Source organism: Pilosibacter sp. NGB245 (assembly GCF_057397225.1).
In genome coordinates this window covers 3,163,921-3,178,329 of sequence record NZ_CM171584.1, presented here as the reverse complement: position 1 = coordinate 3,178,329, position 14,409 = coordinate 3,163,921, and the positions used below count along the sequence as shown (strand labels likewise).

The following is a 14,409-nucleotide window of genomic DNA, read 5'->3' as shown; positions in this document are numbered from 1 at the left end:
TGCGCTGACCGTAATAAAGCACAGGCTTGAAGGTGAAAATCCCATCGGCGCAGCCGACCAGGAATGGATTTTTGATCGTAACCTGCCATGCAGGACAGGGAAAATGCCGATTGCAGGCGGAATGTGGGTAAGACGGAGAAGATGAGAAGCCGAAGAAGGAAAAGACGTGGGAGCGGTCTGTGGCCCGGAGCGGTCGCAGTGCTGGCAGCAGGCATGGTTTTTGCTGCGAGGACAGAAATCCTGGATCTGGCAAAGACAGGGATCGACCTCGTAGTGGACGATGACCATCAGGAAAACAGCGCAGAGAAGCCTGATCTGAGCGTCACGGAGAATTCTGACGCTGCAGCTGATGGGGAAGAAACACTGACGGATGCCGGAGCGAACAGTACAGATGAAACGGGAGCTGACCGGAAATACATGGATGCGGACAGTGAAATTTCCGCAGATGGATCCGGGGAGCAGGAGTTTATAGAACTCCGGTCATCCTACGATCTGAGGGAACACCGGGCGATCCGTGTTTCCGACCAGGGAGATCTCGGTACGTGCTGGGCATTCGCGGCATTAAAGGCGGTGGAGACGTCCATGCCGGAATCCATGGCAGTGCCGCTCTCGGCGGACCATATGTCGATCCACAACAGCTTCGGAATCAGTCAGAATTCCGGCGGGGATTACAGTATGGCGATGGCCTACCTTCTCGCCTGGCAGGGACCTGTCTCGGAGGCGGACGATCCATATGGGGACAGCACCTCACCGGACGGTCTTGCACCGGTCTGTCATGTCCAGGAGATCAGGATCCTGCAAGCGAAGGATTATGGCGCGGTAAAACGGGCGGTATTTTTATACGGAGGCGTCCAGACATCGCTCTATCTTCCGGCGGAAAACCGTGGGGGCGACGGAAATGTCTGTTATAAAGGCAGCGAGGAGCCGAACCATGACACCGTGATCATCGGCTGGGATGACGATTATCCGAAGGAAAAGTTCGCATCAGCTCCGGAGTCGGACGGAGCGTTTCTCTGCATCAACAGCTGGGGAGAAACCTTTGGGGATGGTGGATTTTTTCATGTCTCCTACGAGGACAGCCGGATCGCGGAGAGCAGTATCTCCTATCGCGGGATCGAGCCGTCGGATAATTATGACAGGAATTACCAGAGTGATCTCTGCGGATGGACCGGTCAGATGGGCTATGGAGAGCCGGACGCATGGATGGCGAACGTGTATACAGCAGAGTCGGAGGAGACGCTGGAGGCAGTGGGATTTTATGCCACGGCGCCGGACACGGAATACGAAGTGTATGTGTTTGACGGGGACAGTTTCCGTGAACATGTGGAAAACGGTGTGAAATTTCAGGTGGACAGTGGAAAAGTCCTGGCATTCGGCATGGTCACGGATGCAGGATTTTATACGGTCCGCCTGGCAAAACCGCAGACGGTGAATGCAGGAGAGCCGTTCGCTGTGGCAGTTAAGATCCACACGCCGGGGACAACGCAGCCGGTGGCGGTGGAGTATGCAGGCAGCGGGCGGACAGGAAATGTTGACATAAGTGACGGTGAGGGGTATATTAGTTTTGATGGCGGCACATGGGAGCGGACCGAAGAGTCAAAGGGATGCAACGTGTGCCTGAAAGCCTACAGCAGGATCATTGGAAAGTGAGAAGAACATGGAACATAAGATTGTTTTTGCAACATCAAATGCCGGAAAGATGCGGGAGATCCGTGAGATCTTAAAGGACCTCGGAGCGGAGATCCTGTCGATGAAGGAGGCAGGCGTGGATGTTTATATTGTGGAAGATGGAGATACATTCGCGGCAAATGCGTTAATTAAGGCAAAAGCTGTTTGGGAGAAGACCGGTGGGATCGTTCTCGCGGATGATTCCGGGCTTGTGATCGATGCCTTAAACGGGGAGCCGGGCGTCTACTCCGCGCGGTATATGGGGGAGAAGACTTCCTATGAGATCAAGAACTGGAATCTGATCCATCGTCTGGACGGTGTCCCGGAGGAGAAGCGCACGGCGCGCTTCGTCTGTGTGATCGCAGCGGTCCTTCCGGATGGAAGAACCTTGACAGCGGAGGGAACGATGGAAGGCGTGATTGCGCATGAACCGGCTGGTGCCGGCGGATTCGGCTATGATCCGATCCTGATGCTTCCGGAATACGGGAAGACATCGGCGGAGATCACTATGGATGAGAAGAATGCCATCAGCCACCGCGGTAAAGCGCTTCGGGCGATGAAAAAATGTCTTGCAGAAGAAATCGGAGAGTAAGGTATGAAAATTCTGATCGTGAGCGATACCCACAGAAGAGATGGAAATCTCAGGGCAATTATTGAAAAACAGTCCCCGTTCGATATGCTGATCCATCTGGGGGATACCGAGGGCAGCGAGATCTATTTTAAGGAATGGGTGAATAATGATAACTGCGTGATCCATGTTGTGCGCGGAAATAATGATTTCTTTTCCCAGACAGACAAGGAGAAGGAGATCTCCATCGGGAAATACCGGGCATTTCTGACTCACGGTCACATGTACGGCGTATCGTTTGAGCTGGAGACGATCAAGGAAGAGGCGAGAGCCAGAAAGGTGGATATTGTCATGTTTGGCCATACCCACAAGCCGCATCTGGAGTACTGTGAGGATGGGCTTGTGGTGCTGAATCCGGGAAGTCTTTCTTATCCGAGACAGGACGGGAGAAAACCATCGTATATGCTGATGGAGATCGACCGGAATGGGGAGGCGCATTATACGGTCTGTTATGTGGATCAGGATCGGGATATTCCATCGGGGTTGTATTAGACGGGGTGTGACTGAGATATGGTGTTGGCGAGAGGGCGAAGAAAGATTTTGACTGGATCGCAGTGTTAGCGAGAGTACGCGGTGATCTTCCGCCCAGGAGCGCTCAGGGATGCGGGGATGGTTCCGCTAAGCTCCCGGGAGACTGCTAAGGGCGGGACACAGATACCGCAAACTCGCTTCGCTCAGACAGTGCGGTCTCTGCGTCCCAACGCAGTCACCCGCGAGCTAAGAGGAACCAGATCCCCGGATCAAGGCACTCCTGGGCGGAAGATCACCGCTGGTAGTGTCGAGAATACAGTCACCCTTTGCTGAAACAGTTATACCTGCGAGTTAAGAAAAAGTAGATGCCTGGATCGAGGTCCTTGGTCGGAAGCTCCCAGCCGGCTGCAGTGGAGACCGCAGGTTTTACTGACTTGGAGGGTAATGTGGACTGCAATTTTATTGGAAGATTTCAAAAAAATGGTTGACAATCTATCGCGTTCACGGTATAATTTTAAACGCATTTAGTGAACTTTTGCTTTTCAAATGCTTCGCAGAAATTCCGGGGTGTGGCTCAGCTTGGCTAGAGCACCTGGTTTGGGACCAGGGGGTCGCAGGTTCGAATCCTGTCACCCCGATTTTTATCGAAAAAAAGATAAAAAAATTGTTGACAGATGAACGGATATGAGATATAATGTTCAAGTCAGCGAAAATAAAACAAAGTTTTCCTGCGGGTGTAGTTCAATGGTAGAACACCAGCCTTCCAAGCTGGATACGTGGGTTCGATTCCCATCACCCGCTTTGCTTTTGCGAAAAAGCATAATGAGTCTGTAGCTCAGCTGGATAGAGCAACGGCCTTCTAAGCCGTGGGTCGGGGGTTCGAATCCCTTCAGGCTCATTTGAAATCAAGTGCGATTTCGAATTTTATATTATGGTGGGTATAGCGCAGCTGGTTAGCGCGCCAGATTGTGGCTCTGGAGGCCCAGGGTTCGAATCCCTGTATCCACCCGTATTTCCCTGGGAAGCAGTTCCCGGGGCTTTTTTGTTTTGTTGGGGAAGCTGCTGTGCTAATAGGTCCTATGTCAATGGATGGGGCGGAGTTCATAAGAACTCTGCCCCATCGTTGGTTCTGGAATGGTTTGTGATAGCTATTAAAAACTTCCGGGAGCTTTAACCGCGTTCAGAGGTTAGATTTCCTGTTGCAAACAGATAAAAAAAGTGCTTATAATAAAAATTACAAGCACTGGATTTGCGAATCATTTCCTGGGCCAACGGGATTCGAACCCGTGGAATGCAGGAGTCAAAGTCCTGTGCCTTACCGCTTGGCGATGGCCCAGGAAATGATTCGCTGTCATATGAATGCGGCTGAATCTTTGATACAACCATAACGATATTATTTTACCATAAGACATGGAAAAATACAAGCAAAGGTTCTTCGGAACAGTGACAAAGAGAAAAGCGAGTTATTTTTCGCGAGTAGGGATTTTACGAACTGAAAATTCCGTATGATACCGCTGCGATCAAGGATTTTGCCGATTCGGAATGCGAAGCATTGGAAAATATTGTTACACAGTATATGCTATGGTAACGGGAAAGATACGAAAGGGGTAGAAGGAATGGCAGAGAATAAGCCGATGGATATTGTGGAAAAACCAACAAAAAATGAAACAGTCTGTGAAAAAAGCCGCGGGGACCGCGCGCGGGAACTGTTCCGGGAAGGTTACAATTGCTCCCAGGCGGTGACGCTGGCATTTGCTGAGGAGCTGGAAGCACGGGGGATCAGCAGAGAGATGGCGGCAGGCCTGGCGTCCTCGTTTGGCGGCGGCCTCGGAAGACTTCGGGAGGTATGTGGCTGTGTCAGCGGAATGGCACTGGTCTGTGGGGCTCTGGAAGGCTATACAGACCCGAAGGCGGCAGCGGCGAAGCAGGATCACTATAAGAAAATTCAGGAGCTTGTAACGACGTTCAAGAACGAGAACGGAAGCTACATCTGCCGGGAGCTGCTGGCCGGGATTAATACGGATACGAATCCGGTGCCGGAGGCGAGAACGGAGAGCTACTATAAAAAGCGCCCGTGTGCAGAGCTCGCAGCTTGTGCAGCGGATATTCTGGAGAGACATCTGAAAGAGAACCAGAAATAATAAAATCAACTTCGGCGTGCTGCGGTGAACTGCTTGCAGCGGCAGTTCGGGCGAAGAATTGAATTTCCGATTTTGAGAAGAAAAGAACTCATCTCTGAGGTATCAAGATGCCATGGAGGTGAGTTTTAAGCAAAAAACGACCCGCCGCAAAAGCGACGGGTCGTCCTGCCTTTATATTTTACACAGTAAGCTTTGCAAGCTGCTATACTCTGAATTAGAGGATTCCAGCCGGAAGAGCAACGCCTACGCCCGGTCCGAACGGAAGTCCGATCATCATCCAGATAACAACTACGATGATCCATGCGATCTGAAGAACGATGGACATCGGAATCATGTTGGAGATCAGAGTACCAATTTTGAGATCCGGAGCGTACTTTGTCTGAGCAACACTTAAGATCATCCAGATATATGCGGACATCGGTGTCCAACAGTTGAACGGGGAATCACCAATTCTGTAAAGTAACTGTGTGAAGCCCGGATGGTAACCGAGGAGCATGAACATCGGAACGAAGATCGGAGCGAAAATAGCCCACTTCGCGGAACCGGAGGATACGAAGATGTTGACGAAGGAGCAGAGGATGATGAAAGCTACACAGAGCGGAATGCCTGTGAAACCTGCAGCCTCGAGACCATCAGCACCTGCGATCGCAAGGAGTGTACCAAGCTTTGTCCAGTTGAATAAGCCCTGGAACTGTCCACAGAAGAAGCAGAACAGAACGTAGGAACCCATAGCAGCCATCTGCTTAGACATTGCCTTGTTGACATCAACAGCGTTCTTGAATGTACCTGCAGTGAAGCCGTATGCAAGACCGCAGAGACAGAACAGAACGAACAGGATCGGGATCAGGCCCTTTAAGAGCGGGGATCCGATAAACTCACCGTTCTCGCCGGAAAGAAGACCGGTGAAGAATCCGATTGCAATGATGATGATGTAGATGATCGCGGTAAGACCTGCAGCATTAAGACCTTTCTTCTGCTGCGGAGTAACTTCTTCAAGTTTTGCTTCTCCGGCACCCTCGTATTTTCCGAAACGCGGCTCGATCATATGTACGGAACAGAATCCGATAACTGCTGCGCAGAGGAAGGTGGAGAAGATCATGAAGAACCAGTTACAGGTCGGGTCAACCTGGAATGTTGTATCCGGGATGAATGCCTTGATCGCATCGTTTGTAAGACCCTGTAACAGAGTATCAGTACCGGCAACCATCAGGTTCGCTGTGAAACCGGCCTGAGCACCTGCGTAACCAACCATCATACCAACTACCGGGTGTTTGCCAACGCCCATGTAAACGATGGCAGCCATCGGCGGGATAACGACCATAGCTGTATCGGAAGCGATGTTTCCGACTGTACCGACGAATGCGATTACATACGGGATCATAGATGCCGGAACGTTCTTTAAGGAACTGTTCAGCATGGAGATCAGCATTCCGGACTCCTCACAGAGACCGATACCGAGTGTCATTGTGATAACCAGACCTAACGGAGCGAAACCGGTGAAGTTCTTTACCATGTTGCCTAAGATCCAGTCAACGCCGTCTTTGGAGAACAGGTTCGCAGATGTTACAACCTCTCCGGAAGCCGGGTTTGTAAGGGCAACGCCCATTACACTGAAGATGCAGCCGATGATGGCTGTGATAAGGAAGAGCCAGCAGAACAGAATCGCTGGCGGCGGCAATTTGTTACAAACTTTTTCGATACCATCAATCAGTTTGTCCACGCCGGTTTTCTTAGCGGTAGTGTTTTCACTCATTTGAAAAACCTCCTGTAAACTTAATTTACGGAATCTAAACCCCCGAGATCCCGCTTGCATGGATATTATACTATAAATGGTTCGAAAAAGCTATATATTTTTTATAAAGTGTTTATAATTTTTATTTTTAAATTAGAAAACTGGAAAAAAAGCCGGAGATTTCGCTAAATGGAATGATAAATATTTGGCAAAAATGCACAAATCAGGAAATGGCGAATATGAGAAGATTATTGCGTTTATAGTGGTTTCGTGTTAAGATAAAGTATCGTGCATGAAACGTGATGACAGATAATAAAGGAATCCTGCCTGACGGATTCAAAAAAGACTGTCAGTGGCAGCAAGTGCCAATGTGCGGTTAATTGAATACCTGGGAGGATAAAATATGTTTGGTGGAAACTTTCAGACATGGAAACTTCATTCGGCGCAGGACTATTTTATGTTCTTTGCCTACATTTTGGCCGGTGTGATGGTGTTTTGGCTGATCGCGAAACACATGAACAAACAGCGGAATCACGAAAAGGCTGTAGAAAAGGTCTCCGCGCGGCTGAAAAAGATCTGTGGAAAGCCCGGTGAGGTTTTAAAGAACGCGACTTTAAATCTGCCGGAAGGAAAAATGACGTTTGACGCGGTCCTTATGGATAAGAGAGGCGTTTACCTTGTAAGAACTTATGGCTGGGGAATTAAGATATACGGAACTCCGGACGGAGCAATGTGGCGGCGAGAGGACGCAAAAAGAAAAGAAGAATTTGAAAATCCGCTTCTTAATTTAAAGAAAGGTGCGGAGGAGATCGGAAAGATCATGGAAGAAAACGGAGTCCATAATTTAAAGGTTATGCCGATGGTCGTTTTTGCAGATAACTACCAGACTCCGGAACTGTATCTCGGATATGGTTCTTATTCCACGACTTATCAGGAACTGAAAAGCTGGTATAAAAAACAGTCCGGCGTGAAAGAAGTCCAGTATGACTATGATAAGGTTTCTTCTATTATAAAAGGACTTGTAAAGTAGGAGAGGACCGGAAAACAGAATAAAGGGTATGAGACAGGCGGTCTGGCAAGCGGATCACCTGTTTTTTATTTAACAGGAAACTCCGATGGAACTTCCTGTTAAATAAAAAGGCACTGCGTGCCTAACTCGCGCGAAGATGAAGGTTGTCGCAAGCGACCGCGCGAGATGCCGAATGTGCCGAGGCACCTTCTTTTTATGCATAGGGACATTCGGTGTTCCGGGGTGGCCGGAGACCGACATAGATGAGACAAAAAACGCCAGGGCACTTCACATGCCCTGGCGAAATAAACGTATTCAGTTATGTAATTCTGCAGGATCGGATAATTTACATGATTCCTGCCGGAAGAACGGAACCGACACCCGGACCGATCGGAAGACCGATGAGGTACCAGATGATAAAGAAGACAACCCAGATCACTTCGAGGATCACTGCGATCGGAAGAAGGTTGGAAATCAGGGTACCGATCTTTAAGTCCTTCATGTACTTGGTCTGAGCAGTTGCGAGAACCATCCAGATATACGGGGACATCGGAGTAACCGCGTTTGTCGGGGAATCACCGAGTCTGTAAAGTAACTGTGTAAAGCCCGGATGATAACCGAGGAGCATGAACATCGGAACGAAGATCGGAGCGAAGATCGCCCATTTTGCGGAACCGGATGACATGAAGATGTTTACACATGTTACAACGAGGATGAAGCATACAAATAACGGGATACCTGTGAATCCTGCGGACTGAAGAATGTCAGCGCCGCCGATTGCGAGGAGTGTACCGAGTTTTGTCCAGTTGAATAAGCCCTGGAACTGTCCGCAGAAGAAACAGAAGGAAATATAGGAGCCCATTGCTGCCATCTGTTTGTTCATAGCTTTACTGATGTCGCCGGATTTCTTAAAGGAACCGGAACCAAAACCAAATGCGATCGCACAGATCGAGAAGAATACGAACAGGATCGGGATCAGGCCTTTTAAGAGCGGAGAACCAACGAAGGCACCATTCTCACCTGCTAACGGACCAGTAAAGAATCCAACAACGAGGATGATAATGTAGATGATCGCTGTAATTCCTGCACAGCGGAGACCTTTACTCTCAGAAGCACTCAGTTTTTCGATCTTTTCATCGGAGGAACCTTCGTATTTTCCGAAACGCGGCTCTACAACCTTTGTACAAACAGCACCGATCACGATAGAGCAGAGGATTGTGGAGGCGATCATGAAGAACCAGTTACAGGTAACATCTACCTGGAAGGTAGTCTCCGGAAGGAAACCTTTGATTGCGTCATTTGTGAGACCCTGAAGCAGGGAGTCTGTACCTGCAACCATCAGGTTTGCAGTGAAGCCTGCATTTGCACCTGCATATCCGCAGATCATACCTACAACCGGATGCTTTCCGGCACCGATATAGAGAAGAGCGGCGATCGGAGGAACGATGATGTTCGCAGTATCAGAAGCGATATTTCCGATCGTGCCGACAAATGCGATAAGGTACGGAACGAGTGTCGGAGGAACATCGCTTAAGCAGCTCTTTAAGAGGGACATTACGAGACCGGACTCCTCGCAGAGACCGATGCCGAGGGTCATGGAGATTACCAGACCGAGCGGTGCGAAACCGGTAAAGTTCTTTACCATATTGTCAAGGAACCAGTGGAGTCCGTCTACCGAGAAGAAGTTCTGGGAAACAACGGCTTCATTTGTTGCCGGGTTGATCAGGCTCACGCCAGCTACCGTTGCGATCGTACCGATGATCGCCGTGAAAAGGAAGAGCCAGCAGAACAGGATTACCGGGTCGGGAAGTTTGTTGCATACGTTTTCAACGACTGTTAACGCCTTGTCGAGCCAGGTTTGCTTAGTGGTACTAGTGGTGTTTTTGCTCATACAGAAACCTCCTGCAATAGTAAAAGTACGAAATAACTGAAAAAACAGGGAGATTTCCAGCAATTCCGCCGATTGAGAAAAAGTTAATTCTTTGTTAAGAATAAAGAATATAAACTTTTTATGAATTGATTATATATCTTTTGTAAACATCTGTCCACACCTTTTTTTATTTAGTGAAAAAGTTGTTACAGTTTATATTGTTAATAAAGAATAAATAATTCAGATAATTCAGACAATAATAAAGAGGTGAGTTCCGGCGCGCTGAAGGAGCGGATGAGGAAAAATCATGGATCTTCGGGGAATCGCGGAGAAAATATGAAGCGTGCCGGCATGGAAAAGCGCTGTATCAGGGCAGTGTGGATTCTTGCGGAGACAGCAGATCCATGTTAGAATAAAAACACAAAATTGTGATGCAAAAGAACGAAATGCCGGTATTTTGCATGTAAAACAGGAGGGGTAATGCCATGATAAATGAGAAGAGACTGCTCGACACATTCTTTGATTATGTTATGATCGACAGTGAGACAAAGAATGAAAAAGCGATGGGGGAAAAGCTGGTTGAGGATCTTAAAGTACTTGGACTGGAAGTAAAGACCGACAAAGCCGGGGAAGGTTTTGGCTCCAATGGATTTAATGTATGCGCATATCTTCCGGGAACGATCCCGGGTGATCCGACGATCATGTGTGCACATATGGATACGGTGACTCCGGGCAATGGCATCAGACCGCTTGTCGATGACGGGATCATCCATACAGACGGCTCCACGATCCTTGCGGGCGATGACAAATCCGGAATCGCAGCGATCATGGAAGCAATCAAGGTGATCAAAGAACAGAATATTCCGTGCCGCAATACAGAGATCTTATTTACGATCGGCGAAGAAGGTGGTATGAACGGTGTCAAGAATATGGATCTGTCCATGATTAAAGGAAAAGAAGCGATGGTATTTGACGCCAGCGGTGATATTGGAAAGATCTTAACCTGTGGACCGGGGCAGATCAAGATCTTCGCGACGATCATTGGAAAATCTTCCCATGCGGGTCTTGCACCGGAAGAGGGAATCAGTGCGATCCAGGTCGCAGCGAAGGGAATCGCAAAGATGAACCTGCTCAGAATCGATGAGGAGACTACCTGCAATATCGGAACCCTGAAGGCGGAATATGCGACCAATATCGTTCCGGAGAAGGCAGAATTTTTGGCAGAAGTCAGAAGCCGCAACCTCGATAAATTAAATGCCCAGGCTGCGCATATGCAGAAGTGCCTGCAGGATGCCTGCGACGAGATGGGAGCAAAGCTTGAGATCGAGTTGAAGACAAACTATGTAAGCTTTAACGTGGAAAATGATGATCCGATCGTGCAGAGAGTCTTTGAGTCCTGCAAACGTCTTGGATATCAGGCAGTGACCGCAAAAGGCGGCGGCGGAAGCGACGCGAATGTGATGGCACTTCACGGGATCAAGCCGATCGTACTCTCCACAGGTATGACAAAGGTACATACGACTGGAGAAACATTGAAGATCGATGATCTGAACAAGTGCGCAGAGCTGGTACTGGATCTTTTAACACACTAAATTTAAGAAGAAATGATAAAAACGGGGCGGCCGGATTCAAAGGCTGTCCCGTTTTTTCACTTGTTACTCAGGAGAAAATCTCAATGAACTTTCTGCTGCACAACAGGCACGAAATACTGAATGATATACGCATGTGTGAAGATACAGAATGCTGCAAGTGAACGTGCGGGATGAGCGAACGGGTCAAGAGACATTTAATTGCAGACATGAAAAAACTCCGGTTCTGGCATACCGGAGTTTTTTCACACAAATACTAAAAAAGGGGGATGTATGAGTATCGAATATATGTCAATCCTGGATCACAGGGATCCGAGAATTATGTTTAGTCGAGTCCGGCATAAATGTGCGCGCATTTCATTTGCCTGCCGGCCCCATTTTTATGTATACCTGATCAGGCGCTACACGCCTCGTCTTCCGTATTAAAAACGGTTCGTGATGTCTTTAACTGATCGATATCTTTTATGATACAAAGTATACAGGAAGAATGTGACGGAAGTATGGAGAAACTCTAAAAGGAAAATAAAATAAATGGAGATTTTCTAACGAAAAAATAACCATTTCTTTAGAAATTGTTTATTGTCAGGAAAAAGAGGGCGTGGTATAGTTCTGATACAGTGAGACAGGTACATTTATGAATAGAAGGAAGCCCGGGTACCCGGTAAAAATCTGCCGGACACGGATCCGGATGGACCGGATAAGATCAGAGGAGGAATATTGTATTATGAAAAAACATGTATTGTTAGCAGCGGCACTCTGCGTGACAGCAGTGATGGCGACAGCATGCGGCTCAAAAAACACTCAGGAGACAACAGCGGCTGTGGAGGCTTCCGCAGCGGAGACATCCGCCGTTGATACAACAAAACCGGATCTCTCCAATGTAGACCCAAAGATGGCGGAAGGACCGGGAGCTTTTGAGACGGACGAGAGTTCTGAGGGCGTGCAGGTTGCAGAGATCTCTGATGAGGAGATGGCAAAGCTTCAGAGCCAGGCGGCTGCCCAGCTCGAGAAGACAGACTATAAGTCCTACGCAAAAGAGATCATCGCGATTGTAAAGAATAAAGATATGGAGGGGCTTGCGGACCACATCGATTTTCCAACCTTTGTCTCCTGTGTGAAGACGAACGGAGGCATGGTCGATACGAAGGAAGACTTTATGAAACTGGATCCGGCAGAGATCTTCTCCGATGAGATGGAGGCTGCGATCGAAAAGGTGGATGTCGATTCCCTGGAGCCGGTTATGGCCGGGATCGTCCTCGGTGACGGTGCTCCGAACATCATTCTTGGTGTCACTGCGGATGGAGAGCTCGCAATCACCGGAATGAACTACTAAAACAGAGACGGACTGTAAGGGAAAACATCTGACGGGTCCGTGAAACTGATACATAAGAAAATAAAGTAATAGGAAAAAATGAAGGGACATGGAAGTGTCTGTGTCCCTTTTTCCTATATACAAATATAGGAGAAACATGAATCCTGTTGACTTTTATCCAGAAATACACCTGGTGATTTTTGGACAATTATCCATATGTGTCCAAATATACCATGTTATTGACAAAAGAATTCACGAAATATCTGTAAAGTCGATGCGTAGAAATGGACAAATCCGCAAATATTTAGTATAATGGCGGTATGCGTTACGCGGTAAGTGAGGTGGGAGAAAATGCGTCAGAAAAAAAACGGACTCGAAAACCTGGTGCTGATCACCCAGCTCGGACTCAATGTTGTGACACCGGTCCTTATCTGTGTGCTTCTCGGAAGCTGGATCGATAAAAAGACCGGACTTCATACCGTTCTGATCTTTCTGATCCTGGGGGTTCTCTCGGGCGGCCTGAGTGCATATAAGATGGCGAAGCATATCGTAGACAGAGAGAAAGAAGACGAAGACAGGGAAAAGAAAGAGCAGGTAAAGCAGTGGGAGAGCCGTTTCGGAACCGGAGACGGTGCTGACCGTCCCAAAAGATGGCGGTGACGGCCGAAGGGACGGCAAAGAAGACGGTACCCGTAAACGAAAGCGGAATATGAAGCAGCAGGGAACTGTCCGACAGAAGACAGCCTCAGCAGGGTGATTGAAAGGGTGGAACAATCGTGAGTGATAAGACAAAGAGACAGGTAGTGGGAATGAGCATCGGGATTCTGATCCATAATATGATCTTGCTTCTCATCTGCCTTATTTTTTTCCGAACCGTTCCGGTGATCGCCGGAGTGCTGATCGGAGCCGCGGCGGCGGAGGTACTGCTCATCAGTATCGCGAGATCCACGGAACTCTGTGTGGAATCGGCTGATGGGGCGTACAGCAGCAAAAAGATGGTGATCCATTCGCTGATCCGCAGCTTGTGCGCGGTAATACTGGTGTGCCTTTTATGGAAATTTACGACGATTAACCTTTTAGCAGTCGTTCTCGGCGCACTGGGATTGAAGACCGGAGCTTATGTGTATCCGGTACTTCAGAAACGAACCGACCGTATGGCCTGATCTTCAGGCTTGACGGATAGAGTCTTATACGCTGCTGTTGTGGAACAGACAGCAGTCTTTCAGGAGTCTTAAGGAAAGGAGGAAAAAGAATGAGTGGTGGCAGTGGTGCTGATTTCATGATCCACGGGATCGTGAAATACCATCTCTTCGGTCATGAACTCTGGCTGACGACGACGACGGTCGGAATGACGATCGTTACGATCGTTCTGCTGATTCTGGTGATAGCCGCGAACCGTGCATTAAAACATGCGACGGATGTACCTGGAACATTCCAGAATATCATCGAATTCGGCATGGAAATGCTGGAAAATATGACCACAGGGATTCTTGGCAGTTCAGCGAACCGGTTTGCGAACTATATCGGAACGATTTTTCTGTTTATTTTGTTCTGCAATCTGAGCGGTCTGTTCGGCCTGAGAACGGTGACTGCCGACTTTGGTGTTACGTTCCTTCTTGGTCTGGTCACGTTTGCGATCGTACAGTACCAGGGAATCAAAAATCATGGTGTCGGACACTTTACGGGATTGTTTCAACCTCTCCCGGTGCTGTTCCCGATCAATCTGATCGGTGAATTTGCGAATCCGATCTCGATCTCCCTTCGTCTGTTCGCGAACATGCTGTCCGGAGTTATTATCATGGGTCTCTGGTACGGAATGATGCCGGTCTTATTAAAAATCGGTATTCCGGCCGCACTTCATGTGTATTGCGACCTGTTTTCCGGGTGTATCCAGACATACGTATTCTGCATGCTGACTATGGTCTATGTAAATGATAAACTGTAGGAACGCAGGGCGGAACAGGGAAGGCAGGACCCCATCGACGCAGT

General features: G+C 48.4%; 12 protein-coding genes and 5 tRNA genes. 14 read left to right on the top strand and 3 right to left on the bottom strand.

All coding sequences use genetic code 11. The annotated features are described in order from the left end of the window. Window positions 1-141: 141 nt before the first annotated feature. From ACXMYH_RS14170 to ACXMYH_RS14140, 7 genes are all read left to right on the top strand, one after another. The gene (locus tag ACXMYH_RS14170) at window positions 142-1,650 is read left to right on the top strand and encodes a lectin like domain-containing protein (protein WP_486555125.1); all 1,509 of its coding nucleotides are present in this window, start codon (window positions 142-144) and stop codon (window positions 1,648-1,650) included. A 7-nt stretch (window positions 1,651-1,657) separates the two neighbouring features. After that, a complete protein-coding gene (locus ACXMYH_RS14165; protein WP_486555124.1) occupies window positions 1,658-2,260 on the top strand; it encodes an XTP/dITP diphosphatase in 603 nt (200 codons plus the stop codon). A gap of 3 nt (window positions 2,261-2,263) precedes the next feature. Beyond that, complete coding sequence (locus ACXMYH_RS14160) at window positions 2,264-2,788, top strand: metallophosphoesterase family protein (protein WP_118297260.1); 525 nt, start codon at window positions 2,264-2,266, stop codon at window positions 2,786-2,788. Window positions 2,789-3,330: 542 nt separating this feature from the next. Further along, window positions 3,331-3,405: transfer RNA gene (locus tag ACXMYH_RS14155), tRNA-Pro, on the top strand. A 92-nt stretch (window positions 3,406-3,497) separates the two neighbouring features. After that, a tRNA-Gly gene (locus ACXMYH_RS14150) sits at window positions 3,498-3,568 on the top strand. Between the two features lie 23 nt (window positions 3,569-3,591). Beyond that, window positions 3,592-3,665 (top strand) — tRNA-Arg (locus tag ACXMYH_RS14145). A gap of 36 nt (window positions 3,666-3,701) precedes the next feature. Beyond that, window positions 3,702-3,775 (top strand) — tRNA-His (locus ACXMYH_RS14140). A gap of 255 nt (window positions 3,776-4,030) precedes the next feature. Here the strand turns inward: ACXMYH_RS14140 and ACXMYH_RS14135 are convergent. Beyond that, window positions 4,031-4,103 (bottom strand) — tRNA-Gln (locus tag ACXMYH_RS14135). 280 nt (window positions 4,104-4,383) lie between these two features. Between ACXMYH_RS14135 and ACXMYH_RS14130 the strand changes: the two genes are divergently transcribed. Continuing rightward, window positions 4,384-4,908, top strand: coding sequence for a C-GCAxxG-C-C family protein (locus ACXMYH_RS14130; protein ID WP_483880000.1), 525 nt, complete (start codon window positions 4,384-4,386; stop codon window positions 4,906-4,908). Between the two features lie 214 nt (window positions 4,909-5,122). Here the strand turns inward: ACXMYH_RS14130 and ACXMYH_RS14125 are convergent, their stop codons facing one another. Further along, complete coding sequence (locus ACXMYH_RS14125; RefSeq protein WP_486555123.1) at window positions 5,123-6,661, bottom strand: AbgT family transporter; 1,539 nt, start codon at window positions 6,659-6,661, stop codon at window positions 5,123-5,125. Between the two features lie 382 nt (window positions 6,662-7,043). Between ACXMYH_RS14125 and ACXMYH_RS14120 the strand changes: the two genes are divergently transcribed. Then, window positions 7,044-7,670, top strand: a complete 627-nt coding sequence (locus ACXMYH_RS14120) for a nuclease-related domain-containing protein (protein WP_329751309.1) — start codon at window positions 7,044-7,046, stop codon at window positions 7,668-7,670. 325 nt (window positions 7,671-7,995) lie between these two features. Here ACXMYH_RS14120 and ACXMYH_RS14115 read toward each other — a convergent pair whose 3' ends face one another. Beyond that, window positions 7,996-9,540 carry an AbgT family transporter gene (locus ACXMYH_RS14115; protein ID WP_486555122.1) on the bottom strand — a complete coding sequence of 515 codons (1,545 nt, stop codon included), beginning with the start codon at window positions 9,538-9,540 and terminating at the stop codon, window positions 7,996-7,998. Window positions 9,541-10,004: 464 nt separating this feature from the next. Between ACXMYH_RS14115 and ACXMYH_RS14110 the strand changes: the two genes are divergently transcribed. The 5 genes from ACXMYH_RS14110 (at window position 10,005) to atpB (ending at window position 14,365) form a co-directional block, all read left to right on the top strand. Next, window positions 10,005-11,111, top strand: a complete 1,107-nt coding sequence (locus ACXMYH_RS14110) for a M20/M25/M40 family metallo-hydrolase (RefSeq protein WP_486555121.1) — start codon at window positions 10,005-10,007, stop codon at window positions 11,109-11,111. 721 nt (window positions 11,112-11,832) lie between these two features. Continuing rightward, on the top strand, window positions 11,833-12,441 hold the full coding sequence (locus ACXMYH_RS14105) for a hypothetical protein (protein ID WP_118531092.1): 609 nt from the start codon (window positions 11,833-11,835) through the stop codon (window positions 12,439-12,441). 330 nt (window positions 12,442-12,771) lie between these two features. Then, window positions 12,772-13,080, top strand: coding sequence for an AtpZ/AtpI family protein (locus ACXMYH_RS14100; RefSeq protein ID WP_015553051.1), 309 nt, complete (start codon window positions 12,772-12,774; stop codon window positions 13,078-13,080). Between the two features lie 116 nt (window positions 13,081-13,196). Further along, the gene (locus ACXMYH_RS14095) at window positions 13,197-13,583 is read left to right on the top strand and encodes a hypothetical protein (protein WP_021904589.1); all 387 of its coding nucleotides are present in this window, start codon (window positions 13,197-13,199) and stop codon (window positions 13,581-13,583) included. An 89-nt stretch (window positions 13,584-13,672) separates the two neighbouring features. Continuing rightward, window positions 13,673-14,365 (top strand): F0F1 ATP synthase subunit A, encoded by a 693-nt coding sequence (gene atpB / locus ACXMYH_RS14090; protein ID WP_015553053.1) that lies wholly within the window; start codon window positions 13,673-13,675, stop codon window positions 14,363-14,365. The last annotated feature ends 44 nt before the right edge of the window (window positions 14,366-14,409 follow it).

Excerpts from the sequence above, each read along its gene's own strand:
- atpB (WP_015553053.1), top strand. The coding sequence starts at position 13,673 with ATGAGTGGTGGCAGTGGTGCTGATTTCATGATCCACGGGATCGTGAAA.
- ACXMYH_RS14100 (WP_015553051.1), top strand. The coding sequence starts at position 12,772 with ATGCGTCAGAAAAAAAACGGACTCGAAAACCTGGTGCTGATCACCCAG.
- ACXMYH_RS14130 (WP_483880000.1), top strand. The coding sequence starts at position 4,384 with ATGGCAGAGAATAAGCCGATGGATATTGTGGAAAAACCAACAAAAAAT.
- ACXMYH_RS14160 (WP_118297260.1), top strand. The coding sequence starts at position 2,264 with ATGAAAATTCTGATCGTGAGCGATACCCACAGAAGAGATGGAAATCTC.
- ACXMYH_RS14125 (WP_486555123.1), bottom strand. The coding sequence starts at position 6,661 with ATGAGTGAAAACACTACCGCTAAGAAAACCGGCGTGGACAAACTGATT.
- ACXMYH_RS14120 (WP_329751309.1), top strand. The coding sequence starts at position 7,044 with ATGTTTGGTGGAAACTTTCAGACATGGAAACTTCATTCGGCGCAGGAC.
- ACXMYH_RS14165 (WP_486555124.1), top strand. The coding sequence starts at position 1,658 with ATGGAACATAAGATTGTTTTTGCAACATCAAATGCCGGAAAGATGCGG.
- ACXMYH_RS14110 (WP_486555121.1), top strand. The coding sequence starts at position 10,005 with ATGATAAATGAGAAGAGACTGCTCGACACATTCTTTGATTATGTTATG.
- ACXMYH_RS14170 (WP_486555125.1), top strand. The coding sequence starts at position 142 with ATGAGAAGCCGAAGAAGGAAAAGACGTGGGAGCGGTCTGTGGCCCGGA.
- ACXMYH_RS14115 (WP_486555122.1), bottom strand. The coding sequence starts at position 9,540 with ATGAGCAAAAACACCACTAGTACCACTAAGCAAACCTGGCTCGACAAG.
- ACXMYH_RS14105 (WP_118531092.1), top strand. The coding sequence starts at position 11,833 with ATGAAAAAACATGTATTGTTAGCAGCGGCACTCTGCGTGACAGCAGTG.